Consider the following 19256-nt stretch of genomic DNA (forward strand, 5'->3'; position numbering starts at 1 on the left):
GCTTTAGGAGACCCCGGCAGAGGATTGTACAGCTTTGTCATCTGCTGTATAGTCAGGCGCAGCCGCTTTTTCAGCGTCATGATTATTCCAGTACACTTCGGCGATCGCTTCCGCCAGGACATCTGCCGTCCGTTTCAGCTCCTCGGCACTGTTATCGATCCCGCCTACTTCGATCAGCACGCTGTTAGGAGACAGGCTCTGGTTATACTCCCCGTTGTTACCGTTGCCCGAAGCTTTGCCCCAGATCCCCCGGGACAGGCCGGGATAACGTTTCTCCAGCAGCTGGTGGATTGAATTGGAGAAGGCTTCGTTTTTCTTCCAGTTTTTATTGGCATGCCCAAGGATAAAATAGACCTGTGCGTAGCTTTTTCCGTCAATAACTGCGGTGGTTTTGCCGTGCCGCTGAGAATCACGGTGAATATCGATCAGGTCCGTCATTTCCTCGTTGGCAGCCAGCGCAGCCTTGATGGTGATCCGCGAATATTTATAGGAAAAGTTCCAGTTGTAGTCCGGCACCTCTGTTACATAATCATCCTTGGAGTGAATGGTGCCGATGCCGAGCTTCTCCAGTCTCTCTGTCAGATAGGAGCCTACCAGCATTACATTTTTGGAAGGAACAGCCGAACTGGGGTTATCACTCTGTACTCCGAGCAGCGGATTATAAGCCTCCCGGGGGTGCGAATGGTAGATCAGAATACGTTTAATGGAAGTATCTCCGGTATTCTCCCCGGCATTTTCCCGGCCGCTGCCTCCGTCACCTCCACCGGCGTTTGCGCCGGAGTCAGGCGCCGCTGTCGGTTGGGGCGGCGGTGTGGCCGCCGCGTCCGGCTTGTCCGATCCGCTATCCGCCGGTGTACCGGGACCTTCTGAACCTCCGGCTGTTCCCGGATCACTCTGCAGATCGTCTGCCGCTAATTCATCCGTTCCCGGATGGTAGTCTGCCGGAGCACCCGCCGTCCCCCCTGAGCCTTCCCGCAGCAGAAAAGGATCATCCGCCGCAAGACCCGGTACTTCCCGCGAGAGCAGACTTTTCGGATTGCCGGGATCGACGCTTGTCAGCATCCGGAACACAAAGGAAGTGACCTTGGGAGCCGAGAAAGCGGATGGCTCATCCCCTTTCGGCAAATGCGGCACCTCCATGCCGAGCAGCTCCATAAAGAACCCGCTCGACAGCGATGCAGCCAAACCTTTCATGGATGGAACGGGTGAGGCGTTGAGCTTCTGGCCGGCTAATCCGCCTGCCCCAAGCAGCATAAAAAACACAAGCGAACCTCCGGCCAGCAGCAGCAGTGTTCTTCCCAGTGACAGAATATCAAGCACCTTACTCCGCAGCCGGCCGATATTCCATAGCTGAAACCATTTTTTGTTCATTATTGTTATGTCCTCCTCCAGCCCTCTGTAATCTCTTATACTTCAAATCTATGAGACGGGAAGGAAGACTAGAACTGAAAGTATAGAAAGAGAGAGTAGAAGAATCAGGGCCCATGTTGAGCTTTCTTTTTAAAGAGTCTTGCTGAGAGTCCTGCTGAAAATAACTTCTATATAGGCACCTGCCGTCAACCGCACATGTTCCCAGACATATGGCAGTCGGCGCAAGAATTATGCATCCGTTAATTGCCGTTTCCCCATTCTCACGCTTACGGACCCTGCTTCCGTTATTTGCCGGAATTCTCTCCGTTTCTACCGCTAACAGACCGTAGTTCCGTTATTCCGCCAAAGGTTGGATAAAAAGACGCCTTTTCGGATGTAATAGCGGATCCACGGTCCGTTACGATTCCAAAACCTACCTCCAGCGCAAAATAACGGACCTGGGGTCCGTTAGCATTAGTACTGTCAAGTATCCAATAGGTTCTGGTGCGCGTGAGGCGTCGGGTTGGAGCCGGTAATCATTAACGCGGAGTCTTATGAAAAGAAGTCTGTTGAGACTTTCTCGACAGCCTGAGTTTTCCCTTTCATCCTTGCCCAAGCCCCAGGCATGCGGTAACAATAAAAAGCCCGCGCAGGCATCGCCATACGGCGCCTTCGCGGGCTTTCAATTGTCAATGCGTATAAGCTCCGACATTGCCGGGGTCCACCGCATCATGCAGCGCGGCATTCAGCCCGCTGGCGACGATATTGGCAATCTCCTCAATAAATTCATCGATCTCCTTGGGAGTCACGATGAGGTCATGCCCCAGCGGCTCCAGCACCTCTTTAACCAGCGCCAGCCGCTCCTGCTCGGAAATATCATCCAGCAGCCCCATGATTTCTTTGGTGTGCGCCGCGCCTTCCCCCATCTGGCCGAAATGGTTCTTCATCATTTCCAGCACATTGTTTACAATAGTTGAAGCGTAACAAACGGTAGGGACACCGATCGCTATGCAGGGAACCCCCAGAATCTCCTTCGTCAGGCCGCGGCGTTTATTGCCGATTCCCGAACCGGGATGAATGCCGATATCGGCAATTTGAATTGTCGTATTGATCCGCTCCAGTGAACGGGACGCCAATGCATCAATCGCTATGATGACATCCGGCTTCGTGCGGTCGACGATCCCCTGTACAACCTCACTGGATTCTATACCGGTCAGGCCCAGCACACCCGGAGCAATCGCACTCACCTTGCGGTAACCCGGAGATACCTGATCCGGAACGAGTTCAAAAAACTGCCGGGTAACCAGCGCATTCTCGACCACCAGCGGACCGAGGGAGTCAGGCGTCACATTCCAGTTGCCGAGGCCCACAATCAGTACAGAGGAGTTCTTGTTAATGCCGATTCTGGCCAGAAACTGCTCAAATTCGCGGGCAAAGACAATCGATACTTTCTGCTGCAGGCCCGTATCCCCGCCGCGCAGCGCCGGAACTTCAAGTGTTACATAATTTCCGAGAGCACGCCCGATGGCCTGGGAGCCGGCGGCAGTAGCTACTCCAAGCCGGGTAACTTTGATTCCATCCGCTTCCTCCACTTCCTCATTCACACCTGGAATCGGTGTTTTCTGCGGTCCCTGGGCCATCTCTTTTGCTTCCACAGCCAAGTCCGTCCGTACTGAATACAGCTGAAGATCCAGTTCCATCACACGTTCAGCCTCCTTATAATTGTATAGAGCATATGCTTTGCTATTTGCCGATAGTGTGCGGGAGAACGGACCGGTTTATACAATCCGCTAAGCTTTAATTCAAATTTTAAAAGAAGCCTTTCCTCCGCCACACTGCCAAGGGCTCAATATTTCTGTTTTTGAAAGGCTGCTCCTATGCTTTTTATGTTGCAATTTGCTAGCAGTCATGCTAAGATATTTTAAGTTGTGAATCATTTGATGATTTCGAATGAATGTCTTCCAGGAGGTGAATGCAATGCCAAATATCAAATCCGCCGTTAAACGCGTCAAGACGACCGAAAAACGCCGCGCACTGAACGCTTCCCAGAAATCCGCGCTTCGTACAGCTGTGAAAACTGCTGATGTAGCACTGACAGGAACGGAAGTTGAAACTGCTCAAGCTGCTTTCCAAGCTGCTTCCAAAAAGCTGGACAAGGCCGTAACTAAAGGTCTGGTTCATAAAAATGCGGCTGCCCGCAAAAAATCCCGCTTGGCGAAGAAATTGAACGCTCTGAAGGCTCAAGCTTAAGCCAAGAGCGACATTCATAATGAGCACTATAAGAACCTGACCGCTATGCTGCATACGGTTAGGTTTTTTTGTGCTTTAATATGTGCCTTAACGGAAACAGCCTTCCCTCTCCGCAGCTAGCGAAAAAAGGAAGGCTGTTTGTCTTTCAGTAACCGCCGGGGTTCAGGCACCCAGCCGGAGCATGAACAGCTCCAGCCCCAGAACCTTGTCTATAGCCCCCGTCTTCATCTGGACATCCAAATCGGCCAGGATGCTCATAATCTGGCGCAGTCTTTGACTGTCGAATTTACGGGCCTGCTCGCCTGCCAGCTTGACGGCATACGGATGCAGCCCGAGCTGCGAGGCGATCTGGCCCTGGGAATAACTGAGCGCCGACAAATCCTTGACCTGCAGAATAATCCGGAACTGCCTGGCAATCAGCGCGGCAATCTTAATCGGCTCCTCACGCTGCTTCAGCAGCTCATACAGCGTATTAAGGGCCTTGTCCAGCCGCAGGTTGGCTATATCCTCTACAAGTGTGAACACATTCTGTTCCGTGCCCCTGTGCACCAGGCTCTCCACATCTGCCGGCGTAACCGTACCGCCCTGGCCGGCGAACAGGCTCAGCTTGTCCATCTCTGCAGACAAGCCCTGCAGACCAGTGCCGGCATTGGCCACCAATGCCTCCGGAGTCCCAGGCGCCGTGCTGCAGCCCCGGTCCCGGAATCCCTTCTCCACCCAGCGCAGCAGTTCTTCTGCACCCAGCGGGTTAAAGGCCAGCACCGTCCCGGCAGCCTTGGCTGCCTTGACGATTTTTTTGCGTTCATCCAGCTTGTCATTGTTGACCATAAACACGATAACACTGAATTCAGCCGGATGCTGCATATACTCGCTGAGCAGCTCTACGCGGTGCTCAATCTTCGCACTTTCCTTGCCCGCTGTGAACAGGGAAGCATCACGTACCAGCAGCAGCTTGCGCTCTACCATAAACGGCACTGTCTCCGCTTCTTCCACCACTGCCTGCACCGGCGTCTCGGAAAGATCAAAGGGGATTACTGCAAAATCCCGATCCTCTTTGGCGATCAGATGATCCTCCAGAAAGGCTGCAAATTCATTCATCCGGAACTTCTCACTGCCGTAAAGAACATAGAGCGGTGATATTTTCCCCTGCTTGATGTCTTTGGCCGCCGTTTTGGCATCCATCCTGCCACTTCCTTTTCCACTTCATTCCTTGCCCAGCCGTTCAACTGAACCGTTCTTATATTCTAACAAAAATGCCCCGGCAATGATATCTTTGCACACGCAAAAACGGAGCAGCTCCGGCAGCCATGGCCAAAGTTGCTCCGTTTCAGCGGCGCATCTATATAAACGACGGAAGGAAAAGCTCTAGAAACTCCCCTTCCGCCGGTCATACCGATGGTTCTCGCGGTTCGTCAATTCCTGTCCTTACCTTAGCATATTCCGGACCCCCGCAAAAAGTTCCGTTATATAGATTGAACTTGTAATTTTCTATTCTGGGACTGGGATGACTCCAGAGAATGTTTGGACTTCCGGCCGCTGTTGCCGTAAGAATTTCTTGATTTGTACTGCTTTCCGCAGTTGAAACCCGGTGATGCCTACGCTTTCGAAGCGAGCTTTCCTACGGAAAGCTTTCAGGCGGACACTATCGCTCCTACAGTTCCAAACTTCTCCTCCGTCACTTTCCCCTAATATCATATTTTTAAGTTCAATCTATATATACTATTATTTATTGCCGGCCCCTGCACCCGGCGTAGGCATAGCTTCTGGCTCTGCAGACGCCGATGCCTGCGGTGAGGCCGAAGGTGAAGCAGCAGTCTCGGGCGCGGTATACACCTTGGAGATTTCCGCTCCATCCTGCAGTGTCACATAGGTGAACTGCCGTCCGTCTTCCGACCAGGTCCCTGACACCCACGTGCCTTCCAGGGGCAGAGAAGTCACTGCCGTCCGTTCCTCCTGTATGCCGCTGGCGGGGAGGGCGTAAATGACCAGCTGCTGCCCGGCCAGCTCTGCGGCGTAACGACCGTCCGGAGAACTCCACGAATCCTCTTCCACCATAGCAGGCAGCATGCTCATAATTCCCATATCCGCGCTGCGGGCCGGAGGGGAATCCTCCTGCTTCGCTGCATCATTGTCAGCTGTATCGCTGCTTTCGATCCTGGACATACTATCGCCGGCTTGACCTTCATCAGCCGTATCTGCCGCACCAGCCGGAGCGGTTGGAGCTGCCGTCTTGTGTGCTGCCGGCGGCACCTTGCTGCGTACTGCCGGAGCTTCACTCGCGGCCGGAGCCTGCTCGGCCCTTTGGGTAGGTGCTGCAGACGGTTCAGCCGGGCCTGCATCACGGGCCGTATTCTGGTCAAGGTTCCCGGCGTATGCAGTCACTTCCGGTACTGCATTCTGCATCTCAGGGTCAGCCGCATTGTTCCCGGCACTATTCTCTGCACCGTTCCCGGCACCATTCTCGGCACCCTTCTCATATGCAGCCTCTGATTCCGTAGCCATCTTGTTCATCGCCGCATCATCACTGCTTGTTTCCGCAGCCTGATACAGAGACTGTTCTACTTCCGCCTGCGGAAGGCTGTCAGGCATATTAAAGACTGCTATAAAAAGAATAACCGCCGCCGCCACTGCTCCTATGCCTGTCCGGGCCGCCATGGAGGTGCCCTTCGAAGCGGTTTTGCCGCGGTTGCTTTTGCGTGTAATAGGCACTACCTTGCCCGAATCTTCTTCACTAACCATGCTCTGCTGCTGAATATCCTGATCCAGCTTGTCAAGCTGAGGCAGAATCGAGTCAACCAGACTAAAGGGTGGTTTCACGTCCGGCAGCTGCTCAAGTTCCTGGGAGAGCAGCGTCAGCCGGTCAAAGACATCCGCGCAGGAAGGACAATTATCGATATGACGGAACATTTCAATGATTTCGTCCTGACTCAAGTCATGATCCAGATAGCGGTGCATCCATTCCATCACCTCCGCGCATTTCATCCTGATACACCACCTTTCTGATACTCCTGTAGTCTATTCTGCAGCTGCTGCCTTGCCCTGAACAGGTAGGATTTCACCGTGTTAAGCGGCAGGTCCAGACAGTCTGCAATCTCGTTGTAGGAAAAATCCTGCAAATAACGCAGTACAATCACCGTACGGTGATGCTCCGGGAGCTGGTCAATCGCCTCGCGGATATCCTCCGCCAGATAGCCGGACAAGACCTCGCGCTCCACATTATGTTTATTGTCCTGGAATACCATTTCGTGTTCATCAATCGAAACGGTCGGCTTTGAACGCCTGAATTTGTCAATGCAAATATTGGTCACGATCCGCTGAACCCATGTTTTGAACTGGGCCTTCTCTTCATAGGAACCAATTTTGGTATACACTCTGATGAGCGCTTCCTGTGATGCATCCAGAGCGTCCTGTTCATTATGCAAAATGTAGAAGGCCGTTTTGTAGACATGCCCTTCAATTTCTCGCAATAGGGTGATTAGAGCGTCGCGATCGCCCGCTTGAGCGGCTCTGATGAGTCCCTGCTCCACCACGAAGGTTCCCCCTCTCTATGCAATCTTACTGACGCGCAAGACTGCGGATTTGTTGCAAGCCTGTAATGCTTATTTTTAGAATACCAAACTTTACATATTACGTCTTATTGGGATCAGCGGTTTCAGCCCGGGGCTGCCCCGTACAGCCGGCAATCCTTACTAAGCATACAAGGGTGGCGTGCATTCTTCAAACATTCTTTTGCAAAACTTTGTTACAAAAATGCAATAAAAAAAGCCCACCAAGTGAGCTTCGGGGAAATCCTGCAGAGCTAAACATCATTACTTCCTATTTGTAGAGATTGGTCTTGCAAAGCAGCAGAACCGCATAATTGTCCTTGTTATCATCATCGACGATATAGGCTTCCCCGTACTCAAAAATATGCGGATTATTGCAGTTGCGCTCCAGCTTGTAAATCTGCCCTTCTGTTACCCTGCACCCGTAACCGCCGCAGGCGATTTCTACATATTCCGCTTCCTCCTCGGAAGCCGGACTTAGCATCCTGTTATTATAAGAAGACATTTTGTTCACTCCCGGCAGGTTATTGAGAACTCGGAGAGGTTGTCCCCGACTTTTCAAGGCAGCCTTCTTCAATACTATAGTCTACTTTTTTCCTGCTTATTCTATACACCTCCCGCTACCGGCATGCCAACTATCCGCACATAGGTACTTCCTGATACGCCAAAAAAAGCCGTACAACTGTTATCCAGTCATACGGCCTTAATATGAAATGCTTTTGGCAGCACGTATTATGCGCCTTTGATCTCCTGGAACTTCGCCACATACTTCGCGGCCAGCTCGGTAATCTGGTCATAGCGGCCTTCCTTGGCCGGTGCAGTCAGGTTGCCGCCGATCCCAACAGCGATGCATCCGTTCTTGATCCATTGTCCCATGTTCTCCAGATCCACACCGCCGGTAGGCATAATGTTAACATGCGGCATCGGCCCCTTAACAGCTTTGACATAGTCTGGTCCGAAGGCGCTGCCCGGGAAGAGCTTCAGCACGTCTACCCCCAGCTTCAGCGCTTCCTTCATTTCATTCAGCGTCATGCAGCCGGGCATGTAGGAGATGCCGTACAGATTGCACATTTTGGCGGTCTCTTCTTCAAAGGAAGGGCTGACCACAAATTCAGAGCCGGCCAGAATAGCAATTCTGGCTGTAAGCGGATCAAGCACCGTGCCTGCACCGATTACCGCTTTGCTTCCATAGTCTGCAACAAGGCGTTTGATGGCCACATCCGCATCAGGTGTAGTAAACGTTACTTCGATATTGGTCAGTCCGCCCTCGATACAGGCAACAGACATACGGTATGCATCGTCCGCATTATCAGCACGGATTACCGCCACTACGCCAACGGATGTGATATTTTGCAGCACTTTAATTTTTTTCATAATTAACTTCCTCTCTCGTATCGGGTATAGGAATGATAGAATATAGAACAATAATTTAGATAAACTTTTTTATTTACTTTACTAACACTACTGTTTCTCACCTATCAAAAATAGTAATAATAAAGCGCTCTCCCGTCAACCTATTTTTATGTGAATTTTTAGTAGAAGTACAGTAAGGAAAAGAAATCCCCTTATAATACAAGGTTTTATTATCACTTTCCTCCTTTATAGATGTTCAAATGGTCTGCACTAAAGGCAATGCAGCATTGTACAAAACCGATTTATGTGATAATTTCAAAGTACACATCTTAATACAGGGACTTATAGATGCCCTGAGGAGGAATATTAATGAGCAAACAGCTGAACGCAGTTACATTCGGGGAGCCGATGGCGATGTTTTATGCCAATGAAGCCGGTCCTCTGCATGAGGTTACTTCTTTCTCCAAGGCACTGGCGGGAGCGGAGAGCAATGTCGCGACAGGGCTTTCCCGGCTTGAGCACAAGACCGGATATGTTACCAAGCTTGGGGAGGACAATTTCGGCCAGTTTATCGCCCTTGCGCTGAACAAGGAAGGAATTGATACAGACAGCATCACGTACACCAAAGAATCCCCGACCGGGATGCTGATCAAATCCAAGGTGCTCACCGGTGACCCGAAGGTTGAATATTTCCGCAAAAACTCTGCAGCTTCCAAGCTCAGCCTGGCCGACTTTGATGAATCTTATTTCGCAGCTGCCGGGCATCTGCATGTGACAAGCATTTCTTCCGCACTCTCCAAGACCTGTCATGAGTTCTCGCTGCATGCCATGGAATTCATGAAGAAGAACGGCAAGACAGTCTCTCTTGACCCCAACTTGCGCCCGACGCTGTGGCCTAATCAGGAAACAATGGTAAACACCATCAACGACCTGGCTACCCGCTGTGACTGGTTCCTCCCTGGACTCGGCGAGGGTAAAATCCTGACTGGTCTGGATACTCCGGAAGAGATTGCCGGCTACTACCTGGAACGCGGCGTATCCCTTGTTGTGATCAAGCTTGGACCTGAAGGCGCTTACTACAAGAATTCTGCCGGGGAAGAGGGTTATGTTGAGGGCTTCAAGGTGGAGGAGGTTGTCGATACGGTCGGCGCCGGAGACGGTTTTGCCGTTGGCGTGATCAGCGCCATGCTGGAGAGTCTGACTGTAGCTGAGGCCGTAAAACGCGGCAATGCCATCGGTGCCTTGGCCGTAATGTCGCCGGGAGATATGGACGGACTGCCGAGCCGCGACAAGCTGGAGAAGTTTATGAACGGCGGCGTGTAAAAGGCGCCAATTACGCTCAAGGATATCATTCAATTATTATCCAAACATTTATTATAAAAAGTGGCTCATAACAGCGTACTCTGATTAATCTAAGTCGAATTTCTCCATCTAATTCTCGCTCATTCGCTGGAGTTGCGCAGTTAGTTGGAAAAACTCCACTTAAATGTTCTGATTTCATCACTAAGGCGGGTTATGAGCCACAATAGGTGGAGGATTTCCAGCTAATTCCCGCAGATGACGAAAAGTCCTTGAATTAGGCGGAGAAAATCGAGTTAAGTGTTGGAGTACCTTTTTTCTGGCCTGATGCTCGGCTCCGCAACATCATGAACTCAAAAAGCCCCTCACAGTTGAATGGGAACTGTGAGGGGCTTTTTGCTGTTCAATTATAAACCGGTTTGTTTCCCTTGAGCCGGCTGCTGGACAGATTGGCCCAGCTGAAGCGCCGGAGGAAAACGGTAAGTAATCGGCACAGAGTCGTCCTGATCCTCGATCAGTGACAGCATGATCTTGGCTGCCTGCATGCCCATCTCGTAGGCAGGCTGGCGGATCGTTGTGATCGCCGGATTATAAATCCTTGCGAACTCGGCGTCATCAATGCCGATGACGGACAGCTCGCCGGGGATGGCGATGGCATGGCGGTTGGCGTATTTGAGGATCTCCCCTAATACGAGATCATTGGCGGCGAGCAGCGCCGTCGGCGGCTGCGGCAATCTGAGCAGCTCATCCAGCGCTGCAGAGATTTCTTCCCTCGGGACACTGCGCATGTACAGGTCATTGAGTGGCACCCCCGCCTCTTCCATGGCCTTCTTATAGCCGCTCATTCTTTCTTTGCGCGGAGTGATGGCATGTTCGCCGAGCGGCAGCGACAGGATCGCGATGTCCTCATGGCCGTGCCGGGTAAGCTCCTTAACCGCCGTCTTCACCGCCATTTCGTTATCGAGCAGCAGGCTGCGGGTAGTAACGCCCTCCACCAGCCGGTCCATCAGGACGAGCGGATATTCCGCCTCAAGCAGCCGGGTATAGGCTGCCGGGTCATTCCCGGCAGGAAATATGATCAGGCCGTCCACCTGACGGGCCACCAGCGTCTCCACATAGGTATTCTCTTTGTCGGCATTCTCGTCAGAATTGCAGATAATGACCTGGATTCCGTGCCGCTGCAGCTCATTCTCAATCGCCCGGATGCACTGTATGGACAGCGAATAATCGATATTGGCGACAATGATTCCGACCATATGCGTCCGGTTCTGCTTCAGGCTGCGGGCCAGTCCGTTCGGCTGATAATTCAGCTCCTCAATGACATCCGCAATCCGGTTCTTCGTCGCCTCGCTCATATATTTAAACCGTTTATTCAAAAATTGCGAGACCGTGCTCTTCGACACTCCCGCCCTCTGGGCCACATCTTCAATCGTCAGCTTCTTCATCTTGTCCGCTCCACTTCTTCAAATAAAAAAAGCCATACCTTTGATATTATCAAAAGTATAGCTTTTTTTTAGTAAATTATCTAGTAATCAATATTTATGAGGCGGAATGCGTCTTAATTGACGAACTTTGACGGATCATACTTTTCACCGTATTCCTCGAGCCACCAATCTTCAAGCCACTGCTGGCCGGTCAGCATGCTGATTTCTATCTCGCGTTCCTCACCATTAACTTCATAATGTGCCACATAATACTTCACTTCTTTATCAATAGCAAGTTTATTATAATACTCCTTTACAGTCCGAATCCTTTCCTCTGTAGTAACTGTTCCTGTGACCACCCGCTTACTCCCTGAAGCAACATCATACAACTCGGCCACTTGGGTAACTCCACCTTGTCCATCCTCCTTGTAGTCCACCATCAGCAGTTCTTCCCTGTCCTGATCCACAGCTACAAATGCTTTGTACAAGGTGAATAATGTATTATTGATTGTAAAAAGATCCTTAGGAGCCGTTATTTCTCCCGCAGCTGCTTTTCTAAGATTAATTGCTGAAACTGTGGCCGTGTTAAGACTTTCCGCTTTTTCTCTTCCCAGGGTGTAAGACCCGTGAGTAAATAGCAGGTAATCTCCCGCACCAAGAATGTAGCCTAATTCATAATAGGTCTGCGCACCGCCGGCATACAGCGGGAAGGTATACAGCCTATGAGCCGTTTCGACGGACAGCTCTGAATGACCTTTTGGCGTCAGGTACAGGGTGTACGGCTCGGTATTATGGGTGTAATTCTGCTTCAGGTAATTCTCCATAGGCGGGGGTGGAGACCATACTATACCCAGCTCTGTTTCCACAGCTTTCGCACGACTCTTGTTTGTGGCATGTGATACAGGCATGTAATATTGTTCCCCTCCAAATTGAAACTTTGCAGTGCTCATATTCGATCTAAGCCCCTGCGACGCCGATGAAGGAGAAGCCGACGGTGAGGCTGACGGCTGCACAGCAGCAGATGCAGGATCTTTGAACAGGGTAGCGATCCGTTCGCTATAACCGCCCTTTCCCAATCCGCCCATCGGCCAGACCAGAATTCCGAACAGGAGGATGGCTGACAATCCGGCGATACTGAAACTTTTAGGCGATAGAAGCCTCCTGCCGGCCGCAGAGCGTTTCTCCGCTGCCAGCTCGATCCGGGCCATCAGCTCCGGGGTGAAGCCGTCCTTCTGAAACGGACCCTGCCGTTTGGCCTGCCATATCCATTCCGGGGTGTCATTTCCCGTGTTTGATGCATTTGCCGTCTCTTTGTTCATCATCGTTCATCCTCCTCCAGCGCCTTTCTCATGTTGTCCCTGGCCCGGGACAGACGGGATTTGACCGTTCCTTCCGCCACACCAAGCAGCTGCGCCATTTCTCCGGTCGACAGCCCCTGCTGGATTTCCAGCACCAGCACTTCCCGGTGCTTGTCAGGCAGTTCCATAATCAGCTCCCAGATCCGGTTGACATACTGGTTGCTGATCGCCTCTTTTTCCGCAGATAACGCCTGTCCGGGAGCCTGCCCGTTCCCCAGCGGAGCAAACCGGCGCCAGAAGCTGCTTCGCCTCCAGCTGAAGGCGGTATTGCGTGTGATCGTCAGCAGCCAGGTTTTCAAGGTCGCGTTCCCGCGATATTTGCCGATATTCCGGTAGGCCTTCAGGAACACCTCCTGGCTGATGTCATTCGCCTGCTCCCGGCTGCGGGTCAGAAAAAACGCATAATGCCACACATCCGATCCATAGGTCTCCATCATCTCCCGCAGCGTCAAAGCCGGCGTATAAGCCATTGCGTAAGGCAGTTCTTCACTTTGCATATCCTCTCTCACCTCTTGCCCAATAAGACTCTTCAGGCCGCCTTTGGTTCCCTCTTTTTCCCAAGATAATCAACAAAATTTTTAACGCAAAAAAGTTATGTATTTACGCTGTATACCAAACCTGCTGCAAGGTACATTCATTCGTGCCCCTTGTGAAGTCTCCACTCATCGAGTGATTGTATTTTCGTGCATCAGGAACGTTCAACAATGTGCGATATTATTCATTCTGATATAACACATGTAAATCTGCTGATCTATGATTAATTGTGCTAAAGCCTGCTTTTGGGTGAAAGCTGCAGGGCCTCAGTTGGATTTCCTCCATCTAATCCTCTCCATTTTGAACATTTATGATCTTTAGTTGGAAATTCTCCAGCTATTTGGACGGAAAAAGGTCTTTAGAAGCTTATCAAGCACAATTAAGTGGAGTTTTTCCCACTAGTGTTGCACTACCGGTATTTTCCGAATAATTAGATGGAGAAATTCCACTTAGCTGGTCGGTACGTGCTCCCTGAAAACATTTTCCGCCCGAATCTGTGGAAATCTGCTGCAGAAAGTGAAATAGAACCCGCCCCCCATTTTATCCTCAGAAATATCAGCAATACAAAATTACTTAATTTCAACGTAAAATAAGTCTATTTTTTTCGTTATTTTTATCGTTTTTATCCGTTGTTACCAGTGTAATACAGGAATATAATAACTACGATTAAGTAAAAGCTGCTGCACTTGCAGCAAAGCGGGGGATTCTTTTGAGGACAAAAAAAGTGACCATCACCCATATCGCCAAGGCTCTGGGATTGTCTACGGTTTCGGTCAGCAGAGCACTGGCGAATCAGCCGGGGATCAGCGATGAACAGAGGGCAAAGATTACAGCAAAAGCGGCCGAGATGGGTTATGTCAAGCCGAGAAGGCAGACTCCAGCAAGAATCCTGGTCCTGCACCAGAAGCCTTACCAGCACGATAACAGCAATTTCAGCTACATGGTACAGGGCATTGAGGAGGCGCTCCAGCAGGCGGACACGGACTACAGCATTGAATTTGTGGATAAGGACAAACAGAGCAGGCTCATCCTGCCCTATCGTTTAAGCAAGGGTTTCAAATTCGACGGAGTGATCTTTATCGGCAGGTTCAACGCAGACTACATTTCCCTTATCCAGAGGGAGATTCCGAATCTGATTCTGTATCTGGGCTATTCTCCGGCCTATGATTACGACAGCGTATGGTTCAGCTTCCTCCATGCCGGCTACAAGCAGTGTAAATATCTGATCGACCGCGGGCATACCCGGATCGGATTTATCGGCGACCTCAGCGCTTACCGGAACAAGGAAAAGAAAACAGGCATTACCTCCGCCCTTGAAGAGCATGGGCTGCCTGTTGACGGGACGCTTTTTTGGGAGCGGGGTGAAGCGGTGGAAAGCAGACTGTCCGGACTGATTACGGAAGGGCTGCTGCCGACTGCTATCATTTGTGATCATGACCACACCGCCGTTGAGCTGATCCGGGGGCTGCGGGAGCGCGGTCTTAACGTGCCGGAGGATGTGTCAATTCTCAGCAGCGGCAATACGGAGGTGTCCGCCTTTTCGCTGCCCGCGCTGACCACTATGGATTTGAATATCGAATATTCCTGCCGCACAGTTGTAGCCACGCTGCTCAAACGGATTGCCGACCCGCTGAAGCCTGCCGAGAACATTGCCATTCTGAGTACGCTTGTAGAAAGAGAGTCTGTAAGAACGATCTAATCTGTGCTTTACAAAAGGTGGGGAATTCATGAATTCTTCTGTACTGCGGCACTTCTTCAACACCCGTAAGCTCAGCTATATCATCGGATTTACGTTCATGTTCGCTGCTTCGTTTATTCAGACTTTATTCCCGAAGGTGCTGGGGAGTACGGTGGATCTGATGAAGAACAGCGGCTTTGAAGTCCGGGAAGTCATGCGCCAGGTGCTGTGGATGCTGCTGATTGCCGCCGGGGTTTTTGTCTGTACTTTTATATGGAGAAACATCATTATCGTTAACGCACGTAACCTGGAATGTTATTTCCGCGAAGAGCTGGTCCGGCATCTGCTGAAGCTCTCTCCTTCCTTCTATAACACGCGCAAAACAGGCGACCTGATCGCCTATGCCATCAATGACATTTCAGCGGTGCGGATGACCTTCGGTCCGGCGACGGCGATGTCTTTTAACGGAATCATCGTCTGCATCTCCTCAATCTACTTCATGTTCGCTACTGTCGATGCACGTCTTACTTTCTTCACGCTCGCTCCCCTGCCCTTCATTATTGTGCTGATGCTGATCAGCAGCCGCAAGGTGCAGACCCGCTTCAGAACGGTGCAGGAGCAATTCGGGGCCGTATCCGACCGTGTACAGGAAAATATCTCAGGTATCCGTGTCATCAAGGCCTACGTGCAGGAGCGTGCGGAGATGGAACGGTTCAGCGAACTGAGCAGCCGGATGAAGCAGGCCAATCTCAACCTCATCAGAATTTCCGCCGCCCTTCCGGCCATGATCGAGTTCGGTTTTGCCGTCTGCTTTGTGATCAATCTGGCTTATGGCAGCACTATGGTGCTGAGGGGGGAGATCAGTGTCGGTGACTTTGTTGCTTTTAACGGGTACTTAAGCCTGATCGTCAGCCCTATTGTGTCCATAGGCAGAATTGTTACGATTTTTCAGCGGGGAATCGCCTCTCTAGGCCGTCTGCATGAAATTTTGGGCGTTCAGCCTGGGATTGCCGATGCTCCGCAAGCGGTGCAGACCCGTCCTGACGGTGCTGTGGAGCTGCATCATCTTACTTTTCAATATGACGGCTCTGACACGCCTGCACTCCATGATATTACCCTCACGCTTCCCAAAGGGCATACCCTGGGCATTACCGGCCGCTCCGGCTCAGGCAAAAGCACACTTGCCGCTCTTCTCCTGCGTCTTTATAACACAGAACCCGGGATGATCTCGCTTGACGGCAGGGATGTGAACCAGTATGCGCTGGACGCTTTGCGTGAAGGAATCGGATATGTTCCGCAGGATACGTTTGTGTTTGCCGCTACAGTGAAAGATAATATCGCTTTTTTCAAGGAAGGGTACAGCGATGATGAGGTTCGTCAGGCCGCCGGGCTCTCCATGATTGCAGACAGTATCGAGGGGTTTCCTGGCGGCTATGACACGATTCTGGGTGAACGCGGCGTCAATCTGTCAGGCGGACAAAAGCAGCGGATGGCGATCGCACGCGCCCTGATCCGCAAACCTTCTGTACTTATTCTGGATGATGCGCTCTCAGCGGTCGATGCCGTTACGGAGGGTCAAATTCTGGCCAATCTGCGGCAGACCCGCAAAGGCAAAACCAATATTCTCATCTCCCACCGGGTGTCAGGCATTATGGAGGCGGATGAAATTATCGTGCTTGATAAAGGCGTTATTGCCGAACGCGGAACGCATGAGCAGCTGCTGCAGAAAGGGGGCCTGTACTTTGATATCTACACCGAACAGCATGAAGAAGATCAGCCGGCAATCTCCTAAAAAGCCTGAAGCAGGGGCAGTGAAGCTGCTGCTGCGGTTATCTGCGCCGTATAAGTTTCAGCTGATGCTCGCCTGTCTCTGTGTGGTGGTGGTGAATGGGGCTCTCCTGCTCCAGCCGCTGCTGCTTCAGCGCGTCATCGACCACTTTCTGATCGGCGGCGCGGCGGAGAACGGCCTGGATTCCATCCTTGGCCTGGCGTTCATCTATATGGCGGTCTCTGCTGCCGGCTCCGTTTTTTCCTATCTTCAGGCACTGATTGTCGGCAAGGCCGGACAAAGCCTGGTTCACGATCTGCGGGTGCGGGTCTTTTCGATCATTGAACGGCTTCCGCTGCCCTATCTGGACCGGACCTCCTCCGGCCGGCTGATTACCCGGGCCACGAACGACACCTCCGAGATCAGCGATCTGTATACTGATGTCATTATTTCTCTAGTAAAAGATGTACTGCTGCTGGCCGGTATTATCTATACCATGCTGATGCTCAGCCCGAAGCTGACGCTGGTTTCTTTTACAGTCATCCCGGTGATGGTCCTTCTCGTCTGGTTCATTAAGAACAAAATCAAACAGAACTTCTATAATATGAAGCATTACATCGGGCAGATCAACGGTTACATTGCAGAGAGCATTTCCGGGATGCGGGTCATTCAGATCTTTCGCGCGGAAAAAGAAAAGGAAGCCCAGTTCCTGAAGCTGAACGGCGATTATTTTAACACTACGCTCATTCAGGTCCGTCTGAACAGCATCCTGAAGCCGGCATCCGACATGTTCCAGAGTCTCGCGATCGCTATCCTGGTCTGGTACAGTGTGGGCCAGATTTCCGGCGGTGCCCTGCAGGTTGGCGTGCTGTATGCGTTCACGACGTATATCAGGCAGTTCTTCGCTCCTGTCTCCGATCTTGCGGACAAATATACCTCGATCCAATCGGCGCTGGTGTCTACCGAGCGAATTTTTGAGCTGATCCGGGAAGAAGAACGGCTGGAGCAGCCGGATGCCGGAATCCCTGTGGACCGCCTGAAGGGAAAAATTGAATTCCGGAATGTATGGTTCTCCTACAAGGACAGCGATTGGGTGCTGAAGGATGTCAGCTTTGTGATACGGAGAGGGCAGACGGCAGCTTTTATTGGGGAGACCGGGGCGGGGAAAACGACGATTATCAGCTTGATCAACGGCTTCTACCGGGTGCAGAAGGGTCAAATCCTCATTGACGGTGTCAATGTGAACGATATTAGGCTGGATGATCTGCGGCGTAATATCTCTGTTGTGCTTCAGGAGGTATTTCTGTTCTCCGGTACGATCCGCGATAATATTACCCTTGGAGATGAGATTGAGGAGCACACCGTGCAGGAGGCACTGCGGGCCTCCTGCGCCGAACAGTTCGTCCGGGATTATCCGGCCGGGATCGATGAACCTGTTACAGAACGGGGCGGAACGTTGTCGGCCGGCCAGCGCCAGCTGATCTCCTTCGCCAGGGCCATCGCCCATGATCCGGCGATCTTCGTCCTGGATGAAGCAACCGCCAACATCGATACCTATACGGAGAAGCTGATCCAGAAGGCGATCGACAATGTGGCGCTTGAACGGACTACGCTGATCATCGCCCACCGGCTGTCCACCATCGCCGGGGCTGACCTGATCATCGCGATGAAGGACGGCCGGGTCGCGGAATCCGGCGCTCCCCGCGAACTGCTGGAACGGGACGGCTATTATGCCAAGCTGCTGAAGGAGAGCAGGGAGCATGTGCTGAGTTAGTGATGGGGCTCCACATCCCCTTGCCGATCTTCAAAAATCCCCCGGGCACGGTTGTGCTTGGGGGATTTTTGCATATGCTCGGGATGTGCGGCCTGCCTCCGGCCCGATTTTGGGCCACTCAACGGGACTTTTCCCGTTGATCTTACACTCCGGCCTGATTTCGGGCCATTCAACGGGACTTTTCCCGTTGATTTCAAGCTCCAGCCCGATTTCGGGCCATTCAACGGGACTTTTCCCGTTGATTTCACACTCCGGCCCGATTTCGGGCCATTCAACGGGACTTTTACCGTTGATTTCACGCTCCGGCCCGATTTCGGGCCATTCAACGGGACTTTTCCCGTTGATTTCACACTCCGGCCCGATTTCGGGCCATTCAACGGGACTTTTCCCGTTGATTTCACACTCCGGCCCGATCTCGGGCCATTCAACGGGACTTTTCCCGTTGATTTCACACTCCGGCCCGATCTCGGGCCATTCAACGGGACTTTTCCCGTTTACTCGGAATCTCATGGTACTTCTATCTCTCATTCCAGCAATTTGCCCCCTTTAGCCGAAATCAAAGGTACTTCTACCTCCCCTTCCAGCACTTAGCCCACTCCAGCCGAATTCAAAGGTACTTCTACCTCCCCTTCCAGCACTTTGCCCATTTCAGCCGAAATCAAAGGTACTTCTACCTCTCATTTATGCAATTTGCCCGCTTCAGCCGAAATCAAAGGTACTTCTACCTCTCACTCCAGCACTTTGCCCCCTTTAGCCGAAATCAAAGGTACTTCTACCTCCCCTTCCAGCAATTTGCCCACTTCAACCATATTCAAGGGTACTTCTACCTCCCCTCCAGCAATTCGCCCACTTCAACCTAATTCAAAGGTATTCCTACCTCTCATTCCACCCCCCGCCTACTTCAGCCCAATTCTTACGCATAC

Annotated in this window: 16 protein-coding genes; 5 read left to right on the forward strand and 11 right to left on the reverse strand. The window is 51.7% G+C overall.

Annotated features, from left to right (window positions below; genetic code table 11):
- Window positions 1-3 precede the first annotated feature (3 nt).
- Complete coding sequence (locus C2I18_RS05055) at window positions 4-1371, reverse strand: stage II sporulation protein P (protein WP_249900191.1); 1368 nt, start codon at window positions 1369-1371, stop codon at window positions 4-6.
- Window positions 1372-2039: 668 nt separating this feature from the next.
- Entirely contained in the window at window positions 2040-3050 is a 1011-nt protein-coding gene (gpr, locus tag C2I18_RS05060) for a GPR endopeptidase (RefSeq protein ID WP_249902009.1), read from the reverse strand.
- Between the two features lie 277 nt (window positions 3051-3327).
- On the opposite strand from gpr, the gene rpsT reads away from it, so the two are divergent.
- Complete coding sequence (rpsT, locus tag C2I18_RS05065; RefSeq protein WP_020428112.1) at window positions 3328-3600, forward strand: 30S ribosomal protein S20; 273 nt, start codon at window positions 3328-3330, stop codon at window positions 3598-3600.
- A 162-nt stretch (window positions 3601-3762) separates the two neighbouring features.
- Here the strand turns inward: rpsT and holA are convergent, their stop codons facing one another.
- From holA to C2I18_RS05090, 5 genes are all read right to left on the reverse strand, one after another.
- Window positions 3763-4782 carry a DNA polymerase III subunit delta gene (holA, locus tag C2I18_RS05070; RefSeq protein WP_249900192.1) on the reverse strand — a complete coding sequence of 340 codons (1020 nt, stop codon included), beginning with the start codon at window positions 4780-4782 and terminating at the stop codon, window positions 3763-3765.
- A gap of 540 nt (window positions 4783-5322) precedes the next feature.
- On the reverse strand, window positions 5323-6582 hold the full coding sequence (locus C2I18_RS05075; protein WP_249900193.1) for an anti-sigma factor family protein: 1260 nt from the start codon (window positions 6580-6582) through the stop codon (window positions 5323-5325).
- Window positions 6579-7130, reverse strand: a complete 552-nt coding sequence (locus tag C2I18_RS05080; protein ID WP_249900194.1) for an RNA polymerase sigma factor — start codon at window positions 7128-7130, stop codon at window positions 6579-6581. Before C2I18_RS05080 ends, C2I18_RS05075 begins: the two co-directional genes overlap by 4 nt.
- Window positions 7131-7416: 286 nt before the next feature.
- Window positions 7417-7650, reverse strand: coding sequence for a hypothetical protein (locus C2I18_RS05085; protein WP_249900195.1), 234 nt, complete (start codon window positions 7648-7650; stop codon window positions 7417-7419).
- 227 nt (window positions 7651-7877) lie between these two features.
- Complete coding sequence (locus tag C2I18_RS05090) at window positions 7878-8519, reverse strand: bifunctional 2-keto-4-hydroxyglutarate aldolase/2-keto-3-deoxy-6-phosphogluconate aldolase (protein WP_249900196.1); 642 nt, start codon at window positions 8517-8519, stop codon at window positions 7878-7880.
- 348 nt (window positions 8520-8867) lie between these two features.
- Here C2I18_RS05090 and C2I18_RS05095 point away from each other — a divergent pair, with 348 nt between their 5' ends.
- A complete protein-coding gene (locus tag C2I18_RS05095; RefSeq protein ID WP_249900197.1) occupies window positions 8868-9821 on the forward strand; it encodes a sugar kinase in 954 nt (317 codons plus the stop codon).
- A gap of 383 nt (window positions 9822-10204) precedes the next feature.
- Here C2I18_RS05095 and C2I18_RS05100 read toward each other — a convergent pair whose 3' ends face one another.
- The 3 genes from C2I18_RS05100 to C2I18_RS05110 form a co-directional block, all read right to left on the reverse strand.
- Complete coding sequence (locus C2I18_RS05100) at window positions 10205-11242, reverse strand: LacI family DNA-binding transcriptional regulator (RefSeq protein ID WP_249900198.1); 1038 nt, start codon at window positions 11240-11242, stop codon at window positions 10205-10207.
- Between the two features lie 113 nt (window positions 11243-11355).
- A complete protein-coding gene (locus C2I18_RS05105; protein WP_249900199.1) occupies window positions 11356-12543 on the reverse strand; it encodes a hypothetical protein in 1188 nt (395 codons plus the stop codon).
- Window positions 12540-13076, reverse strand: coding sequence for an RNA polymerase sigma factor (locus C2I18_RS05110; RefSeq protein ID WP_249900200.1), 537 nt, complete (start codon window positions 13074-13076; stop codon window positions 12540-12542). The genes C2I18_RS05105 and C2I18_RS05110 overlap by 4 nt, the downstream gene beginning before the upstream one ends.
- 746 nt (window positions 13077-13822) lie before the next feature.
- On the opposite strand from C2I18_RS05110, the gene C2I18_RS05115 reads away from it, so the two are divergent.
- From C2I18_RS05115 to C2I18_RS05125, 3 genes are read left to right on the forward strand one after another with little or no spacing between them, the layout of a single operon-like run.
- Complete coding sequence (locus C2I18_RS05115) at window positions 13823-14812, forward strand: LacI family DNA-binding transcriptional regulator (RefSeq protein WP_249900201.1); 990 nt, start codon at window positions 13823-13825, stop codon at window positions 14810-14812.
- A 28-nt stretch (window positions 14813-14840) separates the two neighbouring features.
- Window positions 14841-16583: an ABC transporter ATP-binding protein gene (locus C2I18_RS05120; protein ID WP_249900202.1), complete on the forward strand. Its 1743-nt coding sequence runs from the start codon at window positions 14841-14843 to the stop codon at window positions 16581-16583.
- Window positions 16534-18333, forward strand: a complete 1800-nt coding sequence (locus C2I18_RS05125) for an ABC transporter ATP-binding protein (protein ID WP_249900203.1) — start codon at window positions 16534-16536, stop codon at window positions 18331-18333. The genes C2I18_RS05120 and C2I18_RS05125 overlap by 50 nt, the downstream gene beginning before the upstream one ends.
- Before the next feature lie 30 nt (window positions 18334-18363).
- Here the strand turns inward: C2I18_RS05125 and C2I18_RS05130 are convergent, their stop codons facing one another.
- On the reverse strand, window positions 18364-18843 hold the full coding sequence (locus C2I18_RS05130) for a hypothetical protein (protein ID WP_249900204.1): 480 nt from the start codon (window positions 18841-18843) through the stop codon (window positions 18364-18366).
- Window positions 18844-19256: the final 413 nt, after the last annotated feature.

The organism is Paenibacillus sp. PK3_47, from assembly GCF_023520895.1.
Classification (GTDB): Bacteria; Bacillota; Bacilli; order Paenibacillales; family Paenibacillaceae; genus Paenibacillus_AQ.